The sequence below is a fragment of the Pseudomonas sp. LPH60 genome (assembly GCF_030718165.1).
Classification (GTDB): Bacteria; Pseudomonadota; Gammaproteobacteria; order Pseudomonadales; family Pseudomonadaceae; genus Aquipseudomonas; species Aquipseudomonas danubii.
Map to the genome: position 1 here is coordinate 567,771 of NZ_JAVAJH010000005.1, position 19,170 is coordinate 586,940.

Here is a 19,170-nt window from a genome sequence, read left to right on the forward strand (position 1 = left end):
CGAGAGGTCACTCCTGGTGAGGGGCGGGCGGTTGTGCCCCAGGGTTGAGAATCAGCTGCATGAAGGTCAGGTCCAGCCAGCGGCCGAACTTGGTGCCCACCTGGGGCATCTGCCCGGTGCTGATGAAACCCAGGCGCTCATGCAGACGGATCGAGGCGGCGTTGGCGCTTTCGATGGCGGCCACCATCACGTGCTTGTCACAGCCACGGGCGCGTTCCAGCAGCACCGCCATCAGCTGTGGACCCAGCCCGTTGCCGCGCTGGTCGCGACGGACATAGACCGAATGTTCCACGGTGTGGCGAAAGCCGTCGAAGGGTCGCCAGTCGCCGAAGGAAGCGTAGCCGAGCACCTGCTCCTCGGCGTTGACCACCACCAGGATCGGATAGCCCTGGCTCTGGCGCGCGCTGAACCAGGCCTGACGGTTGCCCAGGTCGACCGGGGCGTCGTTCCAGATCGCCGTGGTATTGACCACCGCGTCGTTGTAGATGTCGCGGATTGCCGGCAGGTCGGCGTGCAATGCGTCGCGGATGCGATAGGTCATGGCGCGGCCTCAGGCGATGGGTTGGTGGACGGTGACCAGCTTGGTGCCGTCGGGGAAGGTGGCCTCGACCTGGATCTCCGGGATCATCTCCGGGATGCCTTCCATCACCTGTTCACGGCTCAGCAGGGTGGTGCCGTAGTGCATCAGATCGGCCACGCTCTGGCCGTCCCGGGCACCTTCGAGCAGCGCGGCGGAAATATAGGCCATGGCTTCCGGGTAGTTGAGCTTGAGGCCGCGGGCCAGTCGCCGTTCGGCCACCAGGCCGGCGGTGAAGATCAGCAGCTTGTCTTTTTCGCGTGGGGTCAGGTCCATCGTGATCGATCCGTCGTTGGGCAGTTTGAAAAGGGCAGGTGTTTCATGTGTTCCAGATCCTCGGCGGCACGGCCTCGCGGCCCAGCAACGCCGGGCGCAGCAGGCGCCACAGGTCGATCAGCCAGGCCCGGGCCTGCAGGGCTTCACTGGCCAGGCAGCGGGCCACCAGCAGGCCCGGCAGTTGGCTCAGGTCGCCACGTACCGGGTGTTCCAGGGCGCGGCAGCGCTCCAGCAGTTGGCTGTCGATTTCACCGGTCACCAGCAAGGTGGCGAACACTGGCTGGCCGTCCAGGCCGATGGGGGAATCCAGCAGGCCGTCGCCACCTTTGATGCGCTGGCGCTCATGCCAGAGCGGTCGGCCGTCGCGCTGGATATCCAGGTGAGCCTGGAAGTGCCCTTGCTCGAAGCGCTCGCCACTGGCCGGGCGTCCCAGGGCCACGACGTCCCAGTAGAACAGCCGGGCATCGCCTTGCAGTTCGATCAGGGTGGTCAGTTCGGCCTGGGCGGCGCTGAAGACAATGGTTTCCTGGGGCAGCCATTCCAGGGTCGCCCCCGGCGCCACTTGCAGCCTCAGGGGCTGGCTGGCAGGGCCGGTGGCGCGGTACCACTTGGCGGCACCGGGGCTGGTCAGCTGGGCCCAGGCGTCGCGCTCGACCCGGGCACTGATGGCCAGCCGGTCGCCGCCGGCGATGCCGCCGGGTGGGTGGACGATGATGTGCTGGCAGACCTCGGGGCCTTCGGCATACAGGTGCTTCTGCACCCGCAGCGGGCCCAGGTGGCGACGCAGCACCGGGCGCGTGGTGGCGCCGAAACGGGCATAGGCCAGTTCCAGCTCGGCGTGCCAGCTGGGGGTGAACAGGGCGGTGGCGGCAGGTGAGTTCATGCTGGGTCGTTATCGTTAGGAAGCTACAGATTAGATCGTAACCAGGCCGCGTACACCTTCTGCCTGCATATTTTCCCCTCGGCCCTGCTGGACGATTTCGCCCCGGGACATCACCAGGTACTGGTCCGCCAGTTCGGCGGCAAAGTCGTAGAACTGTTCCACCAGCACAATGGCCATATCGCCCCGGGCCGCGAGTTGCTTGATCACCGCGCCGATCTCCTTGATCACCGAGGGCTGGATGCCTTCGGTGGGCTCATCGAGGATCAGCAGCCGGGGGCGGCTGGCCAGGGCGCGACCGATGGCCAGCTGTTGCTGCTGGCCGCCGGAGAGGTCGCCGCCACGGCGCTGCTTCATCTGCAACAGCACTGGGAACAGTTCGTAGATGAAGGCCGGGACTTCCCTGGCCTGGGAGCCGGGGAAGCGGGACAGGCCCATCAGCAGGTTTTCCTCCACGCTCAGGCGGCCGAAGATTTCCCGGCCCTGGGGCACGTAGGCGATCCCGGCGCTGACCCTCTGGTGGGGCTTGTAGCCGGTGATGGTCCGGCCTTCCCAGTTGACCGCGCCTTCCTTGACCGGCAGCAGGCCCATCAGGCATTTGAGCAGGGTGGTCTTGCCCACGCCGTTGCGTCCCAGCAGGCAGGTGACTTCGCCGATCCGGGCTTCGAAACTCAGGCCGCGCAGGATGTGGCTACCGCCGTAGTACTGGTGCAGCTGGTCGACTTGCAGCATGTTCGGATTCCTTCAAAAACCTGTAGCCGCTGCCGCAGCTGCGACAAGGTCCACAGGACCTTCATGGGCCTTGCAGAGCACGTCCTCTTCAAGGCCGATCGCAGCCTGCGGCAGCGGCGACAAAGGTGGTTGGTTGGGTCAGCGGCCGAGGTACACCTCGATCACCCGCTCGTTTTCCTGCACCTGCTCCAGCGACCCTTCGGCCAGCACGCTGCCCTGGTGCAGCACGGTGACGTGGTCGGCAATCGAGCCGACAAAGCCCATGTCGTGCTCCACCACCATCAGCGAATGCTTGCCCGCCAGGGTCTTGAACAGCTCGGCGGTGAACTCGGTCTCGGCGTCGGTCATGCCTGCCACCGGCTCGTCCAGCAACAGCAGTTGCGGGTCTTGCATCAGCAGCATGCCGATCTCCAGGAACTGCTTCTGACCGTGGGACAGCAAGCCGGCCTGGCGCTGGGCCGAAGGGCTCAGGCGAATGGTCTCCAGCACCTGGGCGATGCGGTCTTTCTGTTCGCCGCTCAGGCGCGCCCCGAGGCTGGCCCACACCGACTTGTCGGTCTTCTGCGCCAGCTCCAGGTTCTCGAACACGCTCAGGGCCTCGAACACCGTGGGCTTCTGGAACTTGCGGCCGATCCCGGCCTGGGCGATCTGCACTTCGCTCATCCGGGTCAGGTCCAGGGTTTCGCCGAACCAGGCCTTGCCCTGGGTGGGGCGGGTCTTGCCGGTGATCACGTCCATCAGGGTGGTCTTGCCGGCGCCGTTGGGGCCGATGATGCAGCGCAGCTCGCCGACGCCGATGTACAGGTTGAGGTCGTTGAGGGCCTTGAAACCGTCGAAGCTGACGCTGATGTCTTCCAGGGTCAGGAGGGTGCCGTGGCGGGTGTTGAGGCCCTTGCCGGCGGCGTGCCCGAGGCCGATGGCGTCGCGGCTGGCGCCGGCGTCCTTGTTGGCGTCGAGAATGGGTTCGAGCATGAAGTCCGCGGTCGCAGTGACTCTCATTGTTCACCTCGTTTCTTCAGCAGGCCGATCACGCCCTTGGGCAGGTACAGGGTCACCACGATGAACAGGGCACCGAGGCAGAACAGCCAGTATTCGGGGAAGGCCACGGTGAACCAGCTCTTCATGCCGTTCACCAGCCCGGCGCCCAGCAGCGGCCCGATCAGCGTGCCGCGTCCGCCCAGGGCTACCCACACGGCAGCCTCGATGGAGTTGGTGGGGGACATCTCGCTGGGGTTGATGATGCCCACCTGGGGCACATACAGGGCCCCGGCCAAGCCACAGAGCACCGCGCTCAAGACCCAGACGAACAGCTTGAAGCCACGGGGGTCGTAGCCGCAGAACATCAGGCGGTTCTCGGCATCGCGCAGGGCGGTCAGCACCCGGCCGAACTTGCTCCGGGCCAGGCGCCAGCCCAGGTACAGGCTGGCCACCAGCAGCAGCACCGTGGCCAGGAACAGCACCGCGCGAGTGCCCGGTTCGGTGATGCCAAAACCCAGGATGCTGCGGAAATTGGTGAAGCCGTTGTTGCCGCCAAAACCGGTCTCGTTACGGAAGAACAGCAGCATCCCGGCAAACGTCAGGGCCTGGGTCATGATCGAGAAATACACGCCCTTGATCCGCGAGCGGAAGGCGAAGAAACCGAACACCAGGGCCAAGAGACCCGGCGCCAGCACCACCAGGCACAGGGCCCAGAGGAAGTGGCTGGTGCCGGTCCAGTACCAGGGCAGTTCGCTCCACGAAAGGAAGGTCATGAACGCTGGCAGGCCGTCTCCGGCGGCCTGGCGCATCAGGTACATGCCCATGGCGTAGCCGCCCAGGGCGAAGAACAGGCCGTGGCCCAGGGACAGCAGCCCGGCGTAGCCCCAGACCAGGTCCAGGGCCAGAGCGACAATGGCGTAGCAGAGGATCTTGCCCACCAGGGTCAGGGTGTAGGCCGAGACCTGCAGCGGGTTGTCCGCCGGCAGCAGTGACAACAGCGGCAAGGCCAGCAGCACCAGGAGCAGCAGCGCGCCGACGGCGATCGTGACCTTGGGCCCGGCTTTCTGGCTGGCGGTAATGAGCAGTGGTTGATTCATCAGTCGATCACCCGTCCTTTGAGTGCGAAGAGTCCTTGCGGGCGTTTCTGGATGAACAGAATGATCAGCGCCAGGATGAGGATCTTGCCCAGTACGGCGCCGATCTGCGGTTCGAGGATCTTGTTCGCCACCCCCAGGCCAAAGGCCGCCAGCACGCTGCCGGCCAGTTGCCCGACGCCGCCGAGCACCACCACCAGGAACGAGTCGATGATGTAGCTCTGGCCCAGGTCCGGGCCAACGTTGCCGACCTGGCTCAGGGCCACGCCACCCAGGCCGGCGATGCCCGAGCCGAGGCCGAAGGCGAGCATGTCCACGCGGCCGGTGGGCACGCCGCAGCACGCGGCCATGTTGCGGTTCTGGGTCACTGCTCGCACGTTCAGGCCCAGGCGGGTCCTGTTCAGCAGCAGCCAGGTGAGCACGACAACGAACAGCGCGAAGGCGATGATCACGATGCGGTTGTAGGGCAGTACCAGATTGGGCAATACCTGGATGCCGCCGGAGAGCCAGGCCGGGTTCGCCACCTCGACGTTCTGCGCGCCGAACAGCAGGCGCACCAGTTGGATCAGCATCAGGCTGATGCCCCAGGTGGCCAGCAGGGTTTCCAGGGGCCGGCCATAGAGATGACGGATCACCGTGCGCTCCAGGGCCATGCCGATCCCGGCGGTGACGAAGAACGCCACCGGCAGTGCCAGCAGCGGGTAGTACTCGATGGCGTGTGGGGCGTAGCGCTGGAACAGCAGCTGCACCACGTAGGTGGCGTAGGCGCCGAGCATCAGCATCTCGCCGTGGGCCATGTTGATCACCCCCAGCAGGCCGAAGGTGATGGCCAGGCCCAGGGCCGCCAGCAGCAGGATCGAGCCCAGGGACAAGCCGCTGAAGGCCTGGCCGAGGACTTCACCCACCAGCAGCTTGCGCTTGACCTGGGCCAGGCTGGTTTCGGCGGCGGTGCGCACATTGGCATCGGCCTCGACCCCGGGTTGCAGCAGGCCTTCGAGGCGGGTGCGGGCCAGAGGGTCGCCGGTTTCCCCCAAAAGGCGCACGGCGGCCAGACGCACCGCCGGGTCGCTGTCCACCAGTTGCAGGTTGGCCAGGGCCAGGCTCAGGGCGGCGCGCACGCCGGGGTCTTGCTCGGCGGCGAGCTGGGCATCGAGGAATTTCAATTGCGCCGGCTTGGCGCTTTTCTGCAGCTGCCGGGCGGCGTCGAGCCGGGTGCTGGCCTCGCTGGCAAGCAACTGATGGCTGGCCAGGGCGCTGTCGATCAGGCCCCGCAAGCGGTTGTTCAGGCGCAAGGGCTTGGTTTCGCCGGCCATGCTCAGTTGGCCTTGTTGCAGGGCCGTGAGCAGTTCCAGGCGCGCCGGGTCGGGCTGCGCGGCCCAGCTTTCCAGAAGCCGGGCCTGTTCGCTGGAGTTGCCGGCGACGAAGTCTTCGGCGTCGCCGGCCTGGGCGGCCATGGGCAGCAGCAACAGGCAGGCGAGGATCAAACGGTAGAGGGCAGTGGGCATATCAGTGGCCTTGCGCGTAGCGTGGTTCTGTGGCCGCTGCCGCAGGCTGCGATAAGGTCCGCAGGACCTTCAAAGGCCTCAAGAGCACGTGCTCTTCGAGGCCGATCGCAGCCTACGGCAGCGGCTACAGGGGGTGTGCCGGGCCTGAAGGCTTGGCGTCCATCCGGCGATCAGTTGCTCTTGACCGCGTAGTCCGGCTTCTTGTCGTTGCCCGGGATGTATGGGCTCCAGGGCTGGGCGCGGATCGGCCCTTCGGTCTGCCACACCACGTTGAACTGACCGTCCGGCTGGATCTCGCCGATCATCACCGGCTTGTGCAGGTGGTGGTTGGTCTTGTCCATGGTCAGGGTGTAGCCCGAGGGCGCGGCGAAGGTCTGCCCGGCCAGGGCTTCGCGGACCTTGTCGACATCGGTGGACTTGGCTTTCTCCACCGCCTGGGCCCACATGTGAATGCCGACGTAGGTAGCTTCCATCGGGTCGTTGGTCACCGCCTTGTCTGCCCCCGGCAGGTTCTTGGCCTTGGCGTAGGCCTTCCAGGCGGCGACGAACTTCTGGTTCACCGGGTTATCCACCGATTCGAAGTAGTTCCATGCCGCGAGGTTGCCCACCAGCGGCTTGGTGTCGATGCCGCGCAGTTCTTCCTCGCCCACCGAGAACGCCACCACCGGCACGTCGGTGGCCTTCAGGCCCTGGTTGGCCAGTTCCTTGTAGAAGGGCACGTTGGAATCGCCGTTGACCGTGGAGATCACCGCGGTCTTGCCGCCGGCGGAGAACTTCTTGATGTTGGCGACGATGGTTTGATAGTCGCTGTGGCCGAAGGGGGTGTAGACCTCTTCGATGTCCTTGTCGGCCACGCCCTTGGCGTGCAGGAACGAACGCAAAATCTTGTTGGTGGTGCGCGGGTAGACGTAGTCGGTGCCCAGCAGGAAGAAGCGCTTGGCACTGCCACCGTCTTCGCTCATCAGGTATTCCACCGCCGGGATCGCCTGCTGGTTCGGCGCGGCGCCGGTGTAGAAGACGTTGGGCGACATTTCTTCGCCTTCGTACTGCACCGGGTAGAACAGCAGGCCGTTGAGTTCTTCGAACACTGGCAGCACCGATTTGCGCGACACCGATGTCCAGCAGCCGAACACCACCGCCACCTTGTCCTGGGTCAGCAACTGCCGACCCTTTTCGGCGAACAGCGGCCAGTTGGAGGCCGGGTCCACCACCACCGGTTCCAGCAGCTTGCCGTTGACCCCGCCCTTGGCGTTGATCTCGTCAATGGTCATCAGCGCCATGTCTTTGAGCGAGGTTTCAGAGATCGCCATGGTCCCCGACAGGGAGTGCAGGATACCGACCTTGATGGTCTCGGCGGCCTGGACGGTCCAGGTCATGCCCATCGCGGCAATGCTTGCCGAGAGGGTGAAAGCCTTGAGCAAACTACGACGCTTCATTGTGCGATCTCCATGAACTCTTGATTTTTTCAGGTGGTAGATGCGACTTCTCGGGCGCAGTGAAAACGCAGTAGTTTTCACTCCGCCTGTGCTGAAGGGCTGTTTTGCAAGGGATGTGCCGAGTCGCCCTAGGGCATGAAAACGTCGGTCTTAGCGGCAGTGAGCGGCTAGGTGATGCCCCAAGAGGAGGCTTTGCGCAGAGGATGGTGCGCAGGGATGCGTCATTGTGGTGCTGCCGCAGAGCGGCAGCCTGGGTCAGCCAGGGGCTTCAGTTAACCCCAGGGAAGGAGTCGACGTATTTGATGGTGAAATCGGGAAAGGAGTCGACGATCTGGATCTTGTAATCGGGAAAGCTGTTGACGATCTTCCACTTGCCCGGCGCGTCGGCAAAGGAGTTGACCTGCTTGACCTTCAGATCGGGAAAGGAGTTCACCACCTTGACCTTGTAGTCGGGGAAGCTGTTGACGATCTGGATGTTGCCGTAGATTTTCGAGACGTCGACCGAGGTGCCGGCCTGGGCACCAAGGGTGGTGCCGAGCAGCAAGGCCAAGAATGCGGTTCTGAACATGAGACTCATCCTGAGAGATCCAAGCGCGCGATCTTAAAGCAAGGGCGACGATTGTAGGAGCTGGCTTGCCGGCGAAGAGGTCCTCGAACCTGGCACAAGGCTCAGGGGCGCCTTCGCCGGCAAGCCGGCGCCTACAGGGGAGACGGGCACCGTCAGCGGCGGCGCATCAGGCCAATGAAGAACAGCCCGCCAATGGCCGCGGTGGCCACGCCGATGGGCAGGTCCTCAGGGGCGATCAGGGTACGCGCGGCGACGTCGACCCAGACCAGGAACAGGCTGCCCAGCAGCACGCACGCCGGCAGCAGCCGACGGTGCTCGGCACCCACCAGGCGCCGGGCGATGTGCGGCACCATCAGCCCGACAAAGCCGATGGAGCCGCTGATGGACACCAGCACCCCGGTCATCAGCGAGGCGATCAGGAACACCTTCAGGCGCACGTTGCGTGCGTTCAGGCCCAGGGTCACGGCAGTCTGTTCCCCGGCCATCAAGGCATTCAGCGGCCGTGCCATGCCCAGCAGCAACCCCAGCCCCAGCAGCAACCCCAGCCCCAGCAGCACGCTGGCGGCAGGAATCGCCAGCAGTTCCCAGCGCGCCAGGCCCAGGCCGCCGAGCATCCAGAACATCACCGCCGAGCTGGCCCGGTGATCACCCATGAACAGCAGCAGGTTGGCCACCGCCATCATCACGAAGGACACCGCCACCCCGCACAGCAGCAGGCGGTCGCTGTCCAGGCGCCCGTTGCGCGCGGCGATGCCCAGCACCAGGAGCATGCTCGCCAGGGCGCCGATAAAGGCCGCCAGGGGCAGGGTCAAGAGGCCGATGACCTGCCCCAGGTGCAGCACCACGATCACCGCGCCGAGGGTGGCGCCGGAGGTCACCCCCAGCAGGTGCGGGTCGGCCAGGGGATTGCGGGTCACGGCCTGCAGCACCGCGCCGATCAGTGCCAGCCCGGCGCCGACCAAAGCACCGAGGAGCATGCGCGGGACGCGGATCAGCCAGACGATATGCTCCTGGCCCGGGCTCCAGTCCACCGTACCCAGGCCCAGGGCCTTGTGCAGGAGAATCCGCCAGACCACCTCCGCCGGCACCCGCGCCGGACCGAAACCCAGGGACAGCACACAGGACGCCAGCAGCAGGGCGCCGAGGGTCAGTAACAGGCAGGCATAACGACCCTTGATCATTCGCCGTGGAAACCCTTGGCCAGGGTTTCCACCGCCAGCACGTTGTCGATGCCCGGGGTGGCTTGCACATAGGGAATGACGATGAAGCGCTGGTTCTTGATCGCGTCGACTCCTTGCAGGGCCTGGTTGTTCAGCAGGAACTGCTGCTTCTGCTCGGCGGTGACTTCGCTGTAGTCGACGATGACGATCACTTGCGGGTTGCGCTCGACCACCGTCTCCCAGTTGATTCGGGTCCAACTGGCTTCGACGTCATCGAGAATGTTGCGCCCGCCAGCGGCATCGATCAGGGCCTGGGGCATGCCCAGGCGGCCCGAGGTCATGGCCCGGTCTTCGCCGCTGTCGTAGAGGAACACCCGGGGCTTGTCCTTGGGCAGGTCCTTCTGTACCTCGGCGACCTGCTCCTGCATCTGCGCGATCAGCGCGTTGGCCCGGTCCTGCACGTCGAAGATCCGCCCCAGGTTGCGCAGGTCGTTGTAGGTGTCGTCGAGGCTGGCCGCCGGGCGCTTCATCACGAAGGCGCAGGACTCGGTCAGCTCGTAGACGTTGATCCCCAGTGGCGCCAGGGTCTGCGGCGTGAGGTCGCCGCCGATGCGCATGCCGTAGTCCCAGCCGGCGAAGAAAAAGTCGACGTTGGCGTTGAGCAGGGTTTCCACCGACGGGTACTTGGCCGCCAGCTCTGGCAGACCGTCGAGCAAGGTGCTCATTTGCGGGGTCACGGCCTTCCAGCCACTGACGCCGCTGTAGCCCACCATCCGCGACTTGAGCCCCAGGGCGAGCATCATCTGGGTCATGTTGATGTCATGGCTGAGGGCGTGCTGCGGCGCTTGCTTGAAGGTCACTTCACGGTTGCAGCTGGTGATGGTCAGCGGGTAGTGGGTCGCTTCGGCGAAGGCTTGGGCGGTGCCCAGGAACAGGGTCAGGGCGAGGCCGGAGCGGAGCAGGGAGCGCAAGGTCATGGTTGAGTGATCCAGGTGATTCGTGGGTAGCCGGACAGGGGGTGGGCGTCGATCAGCGCCTCGACGCCGAACACGTTGCGCAGCAGATCGACTGTGAGCACTTCGGTGGGAGTGCCGCTGGCGACGATGCGTCCGTGATCGAGGACATACAGCCGGTCGCAGAAGGCCGCGGCCAGGTTCAGGTCATGGATGCTCGCCAGGGTGCCGATGCCCAGGCGCTTGACCCGTTGCAACAGCTCCAGCTGGTAGCGCGGATCTAGGTGGTTGGTCGGTTCATCGAGGATCAGCAGTTGCGGGCGCTGGGCCAGGGCCCGGGCCAGGATCACCCGTTGTTTCTCGCCCCCGGACAAGGTGGCGAAAGCATGGTCCTCGAAGCCCAGCAGGCCCACCGATTCCAGGGCCTCGCGGGCGATGCGCCGGTCTTGTTCGGTGTCGCCGTCGAACAGGCCCTTGTGCGGCGTGCGGCCCATGGCGACCACTTCCTCCACCGTCAGGCCGAAGGCGTCGGGGAACTCCTGGAGCACCACGGCGATGCGTTGCGCGCACCAGCGTGGCGATTGCTTCCACACGTTGTGATGGGCCAGTTGCACCTCGCCCTGCTGCGGCTTGCTGAAGCGATAGGCGCAGCGCAGCAGGCTGGTCTTGCCGCTGCCGTTGGGCCCGATCAGGCCGACGAACTCGCCGGCCGCCACTTGCAGGCTGGCCTCACGCAGTTGGAACTGGTGATGGCAGTGGCCCTGGCCCAGGGGTGTCCAGGCCAGGTTGGTGAGGTTCAGCGAGGTCATGCGGTGTCCGTGTGATCCCCGTGCCGTAGCGCCAGGTGGGGTTAAAAGGTGTAGTCAGCGGTGACGAAGAACGAGCGTGGCTCGCCGAGTATCCATTGCTGGCCGTCATTGTATTGGCTTTGTGCGTACTGGCGGTCAAACAGGTTGTTCAATTGCAGGCCCAGGGTGGTATTGGGCAGGGCTTTCCACGACAGGTTGGCATCGACCACGGTGTAGCTGGGCAGTTCGTTGCGGTTGGCCATATCGGCGTAGCGCGCATCCACGTAGCGCACTCCGGCGCCGGCCCGCAGGTCATCGTTGAGGGCCTTGCTCAGCCACAGGTTGGCGGTGCGGCGCGGCACGTCCACCGGGCGCTTGCCGTCGCGGGAGACTTGCACGCCGTTGACGTCCTGCTGGAAGTCGTCGTACTGGGCACGAACGATGGCGGCGTTGGCCTGCAATTGCCAGGCGTCGGGCAGTTGCAGCTCCAGGCTGGCTTCCAGGCCGTTGGAGGATTGCTGGCCCACTTGCTGTTTGCGGTTCGGCTCGCCGGGCACATCGGTCAGCAGCTTCTTCTTGACGATGTGGTAGGCCGCCAGGGTCCATTCGCCACGCTGGTCCCAGAACGCCTGCTTGAGGCCGATCTCGCTCTGCCGGGCGCTGGACAGGTCGAATTGCTGCTGGCTCTTGCTCAGGGAAATCAGCCCGCCAACGCCGTCGGTGCTGGTGGAGTACTGCCCGTAAAGGGAGGTGTCCGGGGTTACGGCAAACACCAGCCCGGCCTTCCAGTTGTTACCGGTCAGGGTCTTGTCGCTGCGGCTGTCGTCCTTCAAGTCATCCCGATCAATGTGCGCATAGTCGCGGCGCACACCGGTCACCAGGGACCAGCGCTCGCTGAGTTGCAGGCGGTTTTCGGCGAACACCGACAGCTGTTTGGTGGTGGTCTTGAATTGATCGCGGTAGGGGCTGTTGCTGGCGAAGTCGCCCGCGGCCGGGTGATACAGGTCCAGCGGTTGACCGTTGGTAAAACTGTCGGTGAAGGGCGAATTGCTCTTCAGGTGAAAGCGAATGCGGTTGTAGTCCACCCCGGTCAGGGTCTGGCTGTCGAGGCCCAGCAGCGAGTGCTTGAAGGTAAAGGTCTGGCGGTCGCCGACCTGTTCCTGCTGGTGGCCGATAGCGTAGTAACCGCTGCGGCTCAGTTGGCCGGTGGTCGGGTTGAAGTTGTAGTTCTCGGCGTTCTGCCAACGACGCTGGGCCTTGAGGTAATACAGCTCGTTGCTGGCACTGACCTGGTCGGAAATCTGCCATTCGCTGGTCAGGCGGGTCCACTGGTCGTTGTAGTGCTGCTGGTCATTGCGGACGTTGTAGTTCTTGTTTCGCAGGCTTTTGTGGAAGCGCCCGTTGATCAGCGGCGTGCCGAAGTCGTTCATCGGGTTCTGGTCGCCGTAGTCGTGGGCCAGGGTAAAGGCCAGGTCGTCGCGAGCCTGCCAGCTCAGGGCGGCACTGACGAAATCGCCGGAGGAGTCGCCACGGTCGATCCAGCCGTTGCTGCGCTCGCGGTTGAGGTTGAGCCGATAGCTCAAGGTGTCGCTCAGGGAGCCACCGCTGTCCAGGGCCTGCTGCTGGCGATCGAAGGAGCCGTAGCCCAGGCGCAGGTGGTTTTCGATTGCGCCGCTGAAGGGCTTTTTCGGGAGGGTGTTGATCACCGCGCCGGTGGCACCTTCGCCATACAGCACCGAGGCCGGGCCGCGCAGCACGTCGACCCGCTCCACCGCCCAGCTGTCCACCGGGAAGGTCACGGTGCCCATGCCGGTGTACATGCGGTTGCCGTCATACAGCTGCATCACCGAACTCTGCCCGGTGAAACCCCGTGCCGACAAGGAAGTGCCACCGTCGCCTGGGGTGCCGGTGCGGCTGATGCCGGCGCTGCGGGAGACCGCGTCCTGAATGCTGCGGTCACCCCGGGCGCGAATCCGTTCGCCGCTCAGGCTGTCAGTGCTGGCCGGGGTTTCCAGGGCGCTGAGGCCCAGGCGCGAGCCGGCGCTGGTGGGGGTCTTCAGGCTGACGCTGTCGTCGGCCGCGCTGGCCGGAGCCGAAATGGTGCCGGTGGGCAGGGTCAGGGAGGCGGCGGAATCATCCGCCTGAGCCAGGGAAGGCAAGGCCATCAGGCAAAGGCTGGGCAGCAAGTACTTGTTCATCGGGACGGTGAATCACTTCTTCGAGGGGGTTGCCCGCAGTGGGGAACTGCGGGCAGGGATCTTACACTTTAGTGTTATAAAGTAACATTATAACTGTGCATGGCTAAAGCGCCGAGATTCTACAGAGCCCTCTGGAACGCGCATCTCAGCTGATTCATGTTGAAGATGAAGCAGATTCAGGCCCGCGATTGAAGCGTGAAAGCAGCAGGCGATCGAGCAGCCACACCCCAATCAGCGAGGCTCCAACCAAAGGAAATGCCAAGGCCAGCAGCGCCATGATCAGCATCGCGGTTTTCCATTTCGGCAGGTCGTGGCGCAGCGGAGGCACGCCGAGTCGGCCCTGGGGACGACGCTGCCACCACATGACCATGCCGCTCACGGCGCTGAGCAGGATCATCAGGCACACCACCAGCACCAGGATCTGGTTGACGCGGCCGAACATCTTGCCTTCATGCAGCATCACCCCAACCTCCGTGGCCCGGGCCACGTTGCTGTACTGCTGCCAGCGCACGTCGGCCATGACCTTGCCGCTGTATTGGTCGACATGCAGGGTGGCATCGTTGCGCGGATCGTCGGCGAACACGGCGATGGTGAACACGCCGGTGGCGGTCTTCGGCAAGGTGATGCTGTAGCCCGGTTCGACCTGGCGCTGGCGGGCGATGTCCTGCACCGCTTGCAGGCTGATGGACGGGGCTGCCGGCGCCGTGTCCGCGGCGTTGTGGGCCATGTGCTCGGCGTGGTCGCCGGACATCGGCATCGGGGTGTTTTCCACTGCCCAGGGCACGGTCTGGCGCGTGGCACTGTTGAGCTCCCGGGCCTGCTGGTCGGAGGTCGGCACGTCGTTCCACATGGCCGCCGGGAAGCGGTTCCACAGGTCGGCGTACTGCTTGCCCCAGAAGCCGGTCCAGGTCATGCCGCTGAGTAGCATCAGCAGCAGGAATGCCGCGCCCCAGAAGCCCAGCACACTGTGCAGGTCGCGCCAGAATGGCCTGCCGCGGACGCTGAAACGCGGCCACAGCACGCCCGCCGACGACTTGCCCCGTGGCCACCACAGGTACAGGCCGGACACCACCAGGACGATGCCCCAGCCAGCGGCCAGTTCCACCAGCCGGTCACCGACGGTGCCGATCATCAGCTCACCGTGAATGGCCCGGGCCACGGCCTGCAGGTTGGCCTTGGCATCCTGCTCGCCGAGCACATCGCCGTGGTAGGGGTCGATGAAGACATTCAGCTCCTGACCCTTGTCCTGCACCACGAACTGCGCGCTGCGCTCGGCATCAATCGGTGGCAGGTACTGCTTGATATGGCCCTGGGGGTAGGCCGATTGCACCCTTTGCAGCAAGTCGTCGGCACTCAGCAGGTGATGACCGGCGGGCACCTTGAGCAGGCTGGGGTACATCAACGGGTCCAGTTGTGGCTTGAACAGGTAGATGATGCCGGTCAGGGCCAGCATCACCATGAAAGGGGCCACGAACAGCCCGGCGTAGAAATGCCAGCGCCAGGCCAGGTTGTAGAAAGACACTTGGGGTCGGTTCATCGGGGAACGCTCCGCAGGGCAGTGAATCTTTTCTTATAGGGGCTGTTCGCTGGCACCCCAGCTCCTGCGGTGAGGAGCCGGCGTGCCGGCGAAGGCGGATCAGAAGCTCAGGTCGACCTTGGTCCAGAGGGTGCGCCCCGGCTCCTTGATCGCCTGGGGATCACTGGCCGGGTAGCCGAAGCCGGCGTTGCCCGCCAGGTTCAGGTGTTCGGCGTAGGCCTTGCCGAACAGGTTGTCGACCCCGGTGCTGAGCTTGAGGTTCTTGGTGACCCGGTAGGCGCCGTTGAGGGAGAACACGCCGAAGCCACCGCTCTTGCCGAAGTCCTTGCCGACCACGTTGCCCTTGTTCAGGTCGACGCGGTTTTGCGCCGCCACCACCCACCACAAGGCCCCGGCGCTCCAGTCGTCCTCGCTGTAGGTCAGGCCGAAGCGCGCGTCCAGCGGCGGCATCTGCGGCAGGGCCTTGCCGTCGCTGCTGTTCTTGCCCCAGGCGTAGGCCAGGGTCGCATCGGCTTTCCAGTTGGAGGTCAGCTTGTAGGCCGCACCCAGTTCGCCGCCCATGATCCGGGCGTCGATGTTCTCGGCCCGAGAGGTGCTCATGCCCATCATTTTCGAGTTGTAGTCGAAGAGGATGTAGTCGCGCACCTGGCCGATATAGCCCGAGGCCCAGGCTTCCAGATCCTCGCTCTGGTATTGCAGGCCGAAGTCCAGTTGGGTGGTCTTTTCCGGCTTGATCGAATCGAAGGCGTTCACTGAGCCCGCCGGGCCCATTTTCGGCGAGAACAGCTCCCAGTAGTCGGGGAAGCGCTGAGTGTGGCCAAGGCCGACGTAGAGCGTGGTCGGGCTGTCGGCCAGGTCATGCTCGTAGCGCACGAAGCCGCTGGGCAGGGTATCGGCGCGGGTGTCGCCGGCGGTGGGGTTGGCGCGGCTCATCATTCCCGAGCCGATGCGCTCGCGATAGTCCTTGGCCGAGGCGCGGTCCAGGCGCGCGCCGGTGATCAGGCGATCACGCTCGGCGGCGTACCAGGTCAGCTCGCCGAAGGCGCCGTAGTTATGGAAGTCGGCGTCCTTGGTGCGGGGCAGTTGCTTGTAGGTATCCACGCCGTTGCTGGCCCGATTGCGGTGTTCGTTGGTCTGGGCATCCAGGCCGCCAATCAACTGCAGGTCGGCCCAGCGCCAGGTGGCCTTGATCCGCGCACCGAGGGTGCGACGGTCGACATTGGAGGCCATGGGGCCGGCCATCATGCCGGTGCCGGACGGGGTGCGCAGGCTGTAGTTGTCCATCACGTGGTCGGCGTAGTTGTAGTAGACCTGGGCCTCGACCTTGTCCAGGACCTCGCCGATGTTGGATTTTTCGAAACGCAGGCCCAGGCTTTCGCGCTTGAACTGCGAACCGTCCATGCCGCGGCCGGCGTAGCGGGCTTCGCCGTCGCCCTTGCCGGCGGTGAGCTCCAGCAGGGTGTCGGCGTCCGGGGTCCAGCCCAGGGCCACGTCACCGTTCCACTTGTCGTAGCGCGAGGCCACGGTGTCGTTGTTGCCATCCTTGTAGTCGTCGGCATGGGCGGTGTTGCCGATCACCCGCACATACCCCAGGGGGCCGCCGGCGGCAGCATCCAGGGTCTTGTCGAAGCGGCCGTTGGAGCCCGCCAACAGGCTGGCGTTGACCCGCGTGCCGAGTTCGCCGAAGTGTTCCGGCTCACGCTCGAACAGCACCGTGCCGGCCGAGGCGCCCGGGCCCCAGAGCACGGTTTGCGGGCCCTTGATCACGGTCAGGCGATCATAGGTTTCCGGGGAGATGTAGGAGGTCGGTGCATCCATGCGGCCGGGGCAGGCGCCGAGCATCATGCCGCCGTTGGTGAGGATGTTCAGGCGCGAGCCGAACATGCCCCGCAGTACCGGGTCACCGTTGGTGCCGCCATTGCGTACCAGGGCGAAGCCGGGAATGGTCTTCAGGTAGTCGCCGCCGTCACTGGCCGGGACCGGTTGGCGCGGGTCCTTGGGATTGGTGACCACGGTCAGCGGCGAGCTGGGGGCGATGGCGGTGATCACCGTCGGGCTCAATTGCGTGCCGTGTCGGGAGTGATCCGTCGGGGCCTCGTCGGCCAGGGCCAAGGGGGTCAGCAGCACGCCGCAAAGCACCGCCAGGGCATGGTTGAAACGCAGGCGCGACGGGTTCAGGGCAAAGGGCTTGGATGGCTGGGCAGCGCCCAGGCAAGTGTCAGCAGAAAACATAGATGTTCCATCGATCGGTCTTGAATGACACGGCCGCAACTACGCGGCTGTCGCAATGACAGTCGGCCGTGTGAGATGAGCAGGGGACTCAGACGAGGATCGGTGGGGCGCGGGTCAGGGCGCCGGGGAACACGGTCTGCCGGGCGTGGCCCAGGCGCGTGGCGGGGATCAGGAAATGCTGTGTGGGCGGCGCGGACAGGGCGGCGAACGACAGCCCCGAAGGCAGCGCCGGGCAATTGAACAGCAGGCTGCAATAGCCGCATTTTTCCCAGAGTACGTGTTGTTCGCCCTGGGACTTGCCCTGTTGGGCGTGATGCGGGCTTTCACCGTGACAGCCGGGCGCGCCGTCGCCCATGTCCATGGAGACGGACATGTTCATCGGCATCGCGTGATCCATCGGCATCGACTGAGAAATCAGCGGGCCGATAAAGATCATTAGCATGGCGAACAGGCTGATCCAGCTGCCGCGGCGCACTCCCGGGGAGTTGCGACGCGGCGCGGACCGCCTGCGGCCAGGCGCGTGCGGGGTGTTCACGGTAACGAGCCGGTCAGCTTAGTGAGCGTGCTTGGACTCGTGCATGGCGGCCGGTGGCTGCTTCTGTACGGCCACTTCGACGGTGACGTCGCCGGCCTTTTCAAAGTGCAGGGTCAGCGGGAAGCGCTTGCCGTCGCTGAGCAGGCTGCGGTCTTTGAGCTCCATCAGCATCACGTGGTAGCCCATGGGGGCGAAGGTCACCTCACCGCCGGCGGGCACCGCAACCTTGGCCACTTGCTGCATTTTCATCATGTCGCCTTGCATGACGTGTTCATGCAGTTCGGCCCGGCCAGAGATCGGCGAGTCGACACTGAGCAGGGTGTCGGCGTTCTTGCCTGGGTTGTGCACCACGAAGTAAGCCGCGACGGTCGGCGCGTTCGGCGGCAGCTCCTGCGACCAGGGATGGGCGATCTTCAACTCACCGGCCTTGTAGTCGTGAGCGGTGGCGAAACAGGCAGGCAGCAGCAGTGCGGCAACGAGCAGGGATTGCTTGATCAGGGACGGTTTGGACATGACGGTTCTCCAGAACGATTCAAAAACGCAGATCACTTGCGAAAGGGAATCATGCCAGAGGCGGGGCACCGGGGTTCAGGCTGGGCCATTGCTGGCGCAGGGTGAGCACTGCGATCTTCGGTTGCGGCGCGCCCGGCTGGACGGCGAAACGAATGAAATTCAGCTGGGGTACATGACCGGGCAGGGCCACCAGCGGCGCCGAGGCTGAGCAGCACCAGCAGTGCTGCATGTTCGAGTGCTCGTCGTTCTGCGGGGCTTTCTGTTCAAGCTTGCCCAGGGAAATGGCCACCATTTTGGTGCCGCTGGAAGAGCAGAAGCTGCCCCACAGCAGTTGTTCGTCCAGCCCCGAATCGTTGCGTTGCATGGCCCCGGAAAGCGGCATGGCAAGCATGTTGAACAGCACTGCGAAGCAGGCGATCCAGGCAAATGCGAGCCGTTGTCGGGACATGGGGACGATCCGTCGGTTGAGCGATCAGGCGGGTATTTAGCCTGATCGCTGTGGATAAGTAAAAAAGCAGCGTATGCGGTGTGGTGTCGCAGTGCCAGTTCAGGCCGGGCTGACGTGGAGCTTGAGTCCCAGTGCCTTCATGACCTTGATGATAGTTGCGAACTCGGGATTGCCCTGGCTGCCCAGGGCCTTGTACAGGCTCTCGCGGCCCAGGCCGGTATCGCGGGCGATCTGGGTCATGCCGCGGGCGCGGGCGATATCGTTGAGGGCGGCGCGGATCAGCTTGCCATCGCCGGTGTCTTCCTCGAAGCAGGCGTCGAGGTAGGCCACCATGTCTTCAGGGGTCTTGAGGTACTCCGCCGCGTCGAAGCGGGTGACTGGGGTGTGCATGTTTCAACCCTCGCTCTTGAGGTCGTGGGCCAGTTGCCTGGCGCGTTGGATATCGCGTCTCTGGGTGTTCTTGTCACCGCCGATCAACAACAGGTAGATCACCGTGCCCCGGCGCGAGAAGTACACCCGATAGCCGGGGCCGCGATGGATGCGCATTTCATAGACACCTCCACCCAGTGCTTCGCAGTCGCCGAATCGGCCCAGTTGGGCGGCGCGGATCCTGGCCAGTACACGGGTTTTGCCTTGCGGATCCTTCAGGTGCAGGAGCCAGCGGCTGAACTCCAGGGTCTGCTCGAAGACGTACATGACGAATGTATTCCTTGGGATACAGCGTGGCAACCCATTTGCCCGCCTAGAGCTCAACTGGGCG

The 19,170-nt window shown here is 64.9% G+C and carries 20 protein-coding genes; all 20 read right to left on the minus strand.

What is annotated here, in order from left to right:
* Nucleotides 1–7: 7 nt before the first annotated feature.
* Nucleotides 8–541, minus strand: coding sequence for a GNAT family N-acetyltransferase (locus Q8O96_RS21025; protein ID WP_115581497.1), 534 nt, complete (start codon nucleotides 539–541; stop codon nucleotides 8–10).
* A 9-nt stretch (nucleotides 542–550) separates the two neighbouring features.
* Nucleotides 551–853, minus strand: a complete 303-nt coding sequence (locus tag Q8O96_RS21030; protein ID WP_060837311.1) for an urease subunit gamma — start codon at nucleotides 851–853, stop codon at nucleotides 551–553.
* A gap of 43 nt (nucleotides 854–896) precedes the next feature.
* Nucleotides 897–1,736 (minus strand): urease accessory protein UreD, encoded by an 840-nt coding sequence (locus Q8O96_RS21035; RefSeq protein ID WP_305949327.1) that lies wholly within the window; start codon nucleotides 1,734–1,736, stop codon nucleotides 897–899.
* Nucleotides 1,737–1,766: 30 nt separating this feature from the next.
* Nucleotides 1,767–2,465, minus strand: coding sequence for an urea ABC transporter ATP-binding subunit UrtE (gene urtE / locus Q8O96_RS21040; RefSeq protein WP_207166996.1), 699 nt, complete (start codon nucleotides 2,463–2,465; stop codon nucleotides 1,767–1,769).
* Between the two features lie 138 nt (nucleotides 2,466–2,603).
* On the minus strand, nucleotides 2,604–3,464 hold the full coding sequence (gene urtD / locus Q8O96_RS21045; protein WP_102881972.1) for an urea ABC transporter ATP-binding protein UrtD: 861 nt from the start codon (nucleotides 3,462–3,464) through the stop codon (nucleotides 2,604–2,606).
* Nucleotides 3,461–4,540, minus strand: a complete 1,080-nt coding sequence (gene urtC, locus Q8O96_RS21050; protein WP_102862965.1) for an urea ABC transporter permease subunit UrtC — start codon at nucleotides 4,538–4,540, stop codon at nucleotides 3,461–3,463. The genes urtD and urtC overlap by 4 nt, the downstream gene beginning before the upstream one ends.
* Nucleotides 4,540–6,042 carry an urea ABC transporter permease subunit UrtB gene (gene urtB, locus Q8O96_RS21055; protein WP_207166998.1) on the minus strand — a complete coding sequence of 501 codons (1,503 nt, stop codon included), beginning with the start codon at nucleotides 6,040–6,042 and terminating at the stop codon, nucleotides 4,540–4,542. The genes urtC and urtB overlap by 1 nt, the downstream gene beginning before the upstream one ends.
* A gap of 170 nt (nucleotides 6,043–6,212) precedes the next feature.
* Nucleotides 6,213–7,478: an urea ABC transporter substrate-binding protein gene (urtA, locus tag Q8O96_RS21060; RefSeq protein WP_102862967.1), complete on the minus strand. Its 1,266-nt coding sequence runs from the start codon at nucleotides 7,476–7,478 to the stop codon at nucleotides 6,213–6,215.
* Between the two features lie 268 nt (nucleotides 7,479–7,746).
* Nucleotides 7,747–8,046, minus strand: a complete 300-nt coding sequence (locus Q8O96_RS21065; RefSeq protein ID WP_102862968.1) for a hypothetical protein — start codon at nucleotides 8,044–8,046, stop codon at nucleotides 7,747–7,749.
* Between the two features lie 152 nt (nucleotides 8,047–8,198).
* Nucleotides 8,199–9,227 (minus strand): iron ABC transporter permease, encoded by a 1,029-nt coding sequence (locus Q8O96_RS21070; RefSeq protein ID WP_305949328.1) that lies wholly within the window; start codon nucleotides 9,225–9,227, stop codon nucleotides 8,199–8,201.
* Nucleotides 9,224–10,183 (minus strand): ABC transporter substrate-binding protein, encoded by a 960-nt coding sequence (locus tag Q8O96_RS21075; protein ID WP_207166999.1) that lies wholly within the window; start codon nucleotides 10,181–10,183, stop codon nucleotides 9,224–9,226. Before Q8O96_RS21075 ends, Q8O96_RS21070 begins: the two co-directional genes overlap by 4 nt.
* Nucleotides 10,180–10,968, minus strand: a complete 789-nt coding sequence (locus Q8O96_RS21080) for an ABC transporter ATP-binding protein (RefSeq protein WP_102862971.1) — start codon at nucleotides 10,966–10,968, stop codon at nucleotides 10,180–10,182. The genes Q8O96_RS21075 and Q8O96_RS21080 overlap by 4 nt, the downstream gene beginning before the upstream one ends.
* Before the next feature lie 41 nt (nucleotides 10,969–11,009).
* Nucleotides 11,010–13,145: a TonB-dependent siderophore receptor gene (locus Q8O96_RS21085; protein WP_305949329.1), complete on the minus strand. Its 2,136-nt coding sequence runs from the start codon at nucleotides 13,143–13,145 to the stop codon at nucleotides 11,010–11,012.
* Nucleotides 13,146–13,299: 154 nt separating this feature from the next.
* A complete protein-coding gene (locus Q8O96_RS21090; RefSeq protein ID WP_305949330.1) occupies nucleotides 13,300–14,682 on the minus strand; it encodes a PepSY domain-containing protein in 1,383 nt (460 codons plus the stop codon).
* A gap of 99 nt (nucleotides 14,683–14,781) precedes the next feature.
* On the minus strand, nucleotides 14,782–16,914 hold the full coding sequence (locus Q8O96_RS21095) for a TonB-dependent copper receptor (RefSeq protein WP_305949331.1): 2,133 nt from the start codon (nucleotides 16,912–16,914) through the stop codon (nucleotides 14,782–14,784).
* 88 nt (nucleotides 16,915–17,002) lie between these two features.
* The gene (locus Q8O96_RS21100) at nucleotides 17,003–17,389 is read right to left on the minus strand and encodes a DUF2946 domain-containing protein (RefSeq protein ID WP_305949332.1); all 387 of its coding nucleotides are present in this window, start codon (nucleotides 17,387–17,389) and stop codon (nucleotides 17,003–17,005) included.
* A 78-nt stretch (nucleotides 17,390–17,467) separates the two neighbouring features.
* Nucleotides 17,468–17,962, minus strand: a complete 495-nt coding sequence (locus Q8O96_RS21105) for a copper chaperone PCu(A)C (RefSeq protein WP_371826191.1) — start codon at nucleotides 17,960–17,962, stop codon at nucleotides 17,468–17,470.
* A gap of 49 nt (nucleotides 17,963–18,011) precedes the next feature.
* The gene (locus Q8O96_RS21110) at nucleotides 18,012–18,410 is read right to left on the minus strand and encodes a DUF2946 domain-containing protein (RefSeq protein ID WP_305949333.1); all 399 of its coding nucleotides are present in this window, start codon (nucleotides 18,408–18,410) and stop codon (nucleotides 18,012–18,014) included.
* A 99-nt stretch (nucleotides 18,411–18,509) separates the two neighbouring features.
* Nucleotides 18,510–18,800 carry an addiction module antidote protein gene (locus Q8O96_RS21115; protein ID WP_060842360.1) on the minus strand — a complete coding sequence of 97 codons (291 nt, stop codon included), beginning with the start codon at nucleotides 18,798–18,800 and terminating at the stop codon, nucleotides 18,510–18,512.
* A gap of 3 nt (nucleotides 18,801–18,803) precedes the next feature.
* Nucleotides 18,804–19,106: a type II toxin-antitoxin system RelE/ParE family toxin gene (locus Q8O96_RS21120; protein ID WP_060837327.1), complete on the minus strand. Its 303-nt coding sequence runs from the start codon at nucleotides 19,104–19,106 to the stop codon at nucleotides 18,804–18,806.
* Nucleotides 19,107–19,170: the final 64 nt, after the last annotated feature.

Coding starts and splice junctions, on each gene's coding strand:
- Q8O96_RS21065 (WP_102862968.1), bottom strand. CDS start 8,046: ATGTTCAGAACCGCATTCTTGGCCTTGCTGCTCGGCACCACCCTTGGT.
- Q8O96_RS21035 (WP_305949327.1), bottom strand. CDS start 1,736: ATGAACTCACCTGCCGCCACCGCCCTGTTCACCCCCAGCTGGCACGCC.
- Q8O96_RS21080 (WP_102862971.1), bottom strand. CDS start 10,968: ATGACCTCGCTGAACCTCACCAACCTGGCCTGGACACCCCTGGGCCAG.
- Q8O96_RS21095 (WP_305949331.1), bottom strand. CDS start 16,914: ATGTTTTCTGCTGACACTTGCCTGGGCGCTGCCCAGCCATCCAAGCCC.
- urtC (WP_102862965.1), bottom strand. CDS start 4,540: ATGAATCAACCACTGCTCATTACCGCCAGCCAGAAAGCCGGGCCCAAG.
- Q8O96_RS21115 (WP_060842360.1), bottom strand. CDS start 18,800: ATGCACACCCCAGTCACCCGCTTCGACGCGGCGGAGTACCTCAAGACC.
- Q8O96_RS21085 (WP_305949329.1), bottom strand. CDS start 13,145: ATGAACAAGTACTTGCTGCCCAGCCTTTGCCTGATGGCCTTGCCTTCC.
- urtB (WP_207166998.1), bottom strand. CDS start 6,042: ATGCCCACTGCCCTCTACCGTTTGATCCTCGCCTGCCTGTTGCTGCTG.
- urtA (WP_102862967.1), bottom strand. CDS start 7,478: ATGAAGCGTCGTAGTTTGCTCAAGGCTTTCACCCTCTCGGCAAGCATT.
- Q8O96_RS21110 (WP_305949333.1), bottom strand. CDS start 18,410: ATGTCCCGACAACGGCTCGCATTTGCCTGGATCGCCTGCTTCGCAGTG.
- Q8O96_RS21075 (WP_207166999.1), bottom strand. CDS start 10,183: ATGACCTTGCGCTCCCTGCTCCGCTCCGGCCTCGCCCTGACCCTGTTC.
- Q8O96_RS21120 (WP_060837327.1), bottom strand. CDS start 19,106: ATGTACGTCTTCGAGCAGACCCTGGAGTTCAGCCGCTGGCTCCTGCAC.
- Q8O96_RS21070 (WP_305949328.1), bottom strand. CDS start 9,227: ATGATCAAGGGTCGTTATGCCTGCCTGTTACTGACCCTCGGCGCCCTG.
- Q8O96_RS21105 (WP_371826191.1), bottom strand. CDS start 17,962: ATGTCCAAACCGTCCCTGATCAAGCAATCCCTGCTCGTTGCCGCACTG.
- Q8O96_RS21025 (WP_115581497.1), bottom strand. CDS start 541: ATGACCTATCGCATCCGCGACGCATTGCACGCCGACCTGCCGGCAATC.
- urtD (WP_102881972.1), bottom strand. CDS start 3,464: ATGAGAGTCACTGCGACCGCGGACTTCATGCTCGAACCCATTCTCGAC.
- Q8O96_RS21090 (WP_305949330.1), bottom strand. CDS start 14,682: ATGAACCGACCCCAAGTGTCTTTCTACAACCTGGCCTGGCGCTGGCAT.
- Q8O96_RS21030 (WP_060837311.1), bottom strand. CDS start 853: ATGGACCTGACCCCACGCGAAAAAGACAAGCTGCTGATCTTCACCGCC.
- urtE (WP_207166996.1), bottom strand. CDS start 2,465: ATGCTGCAAGTCGACCAGCTGCACCAGTACTACGGCGGTAGCCACATC.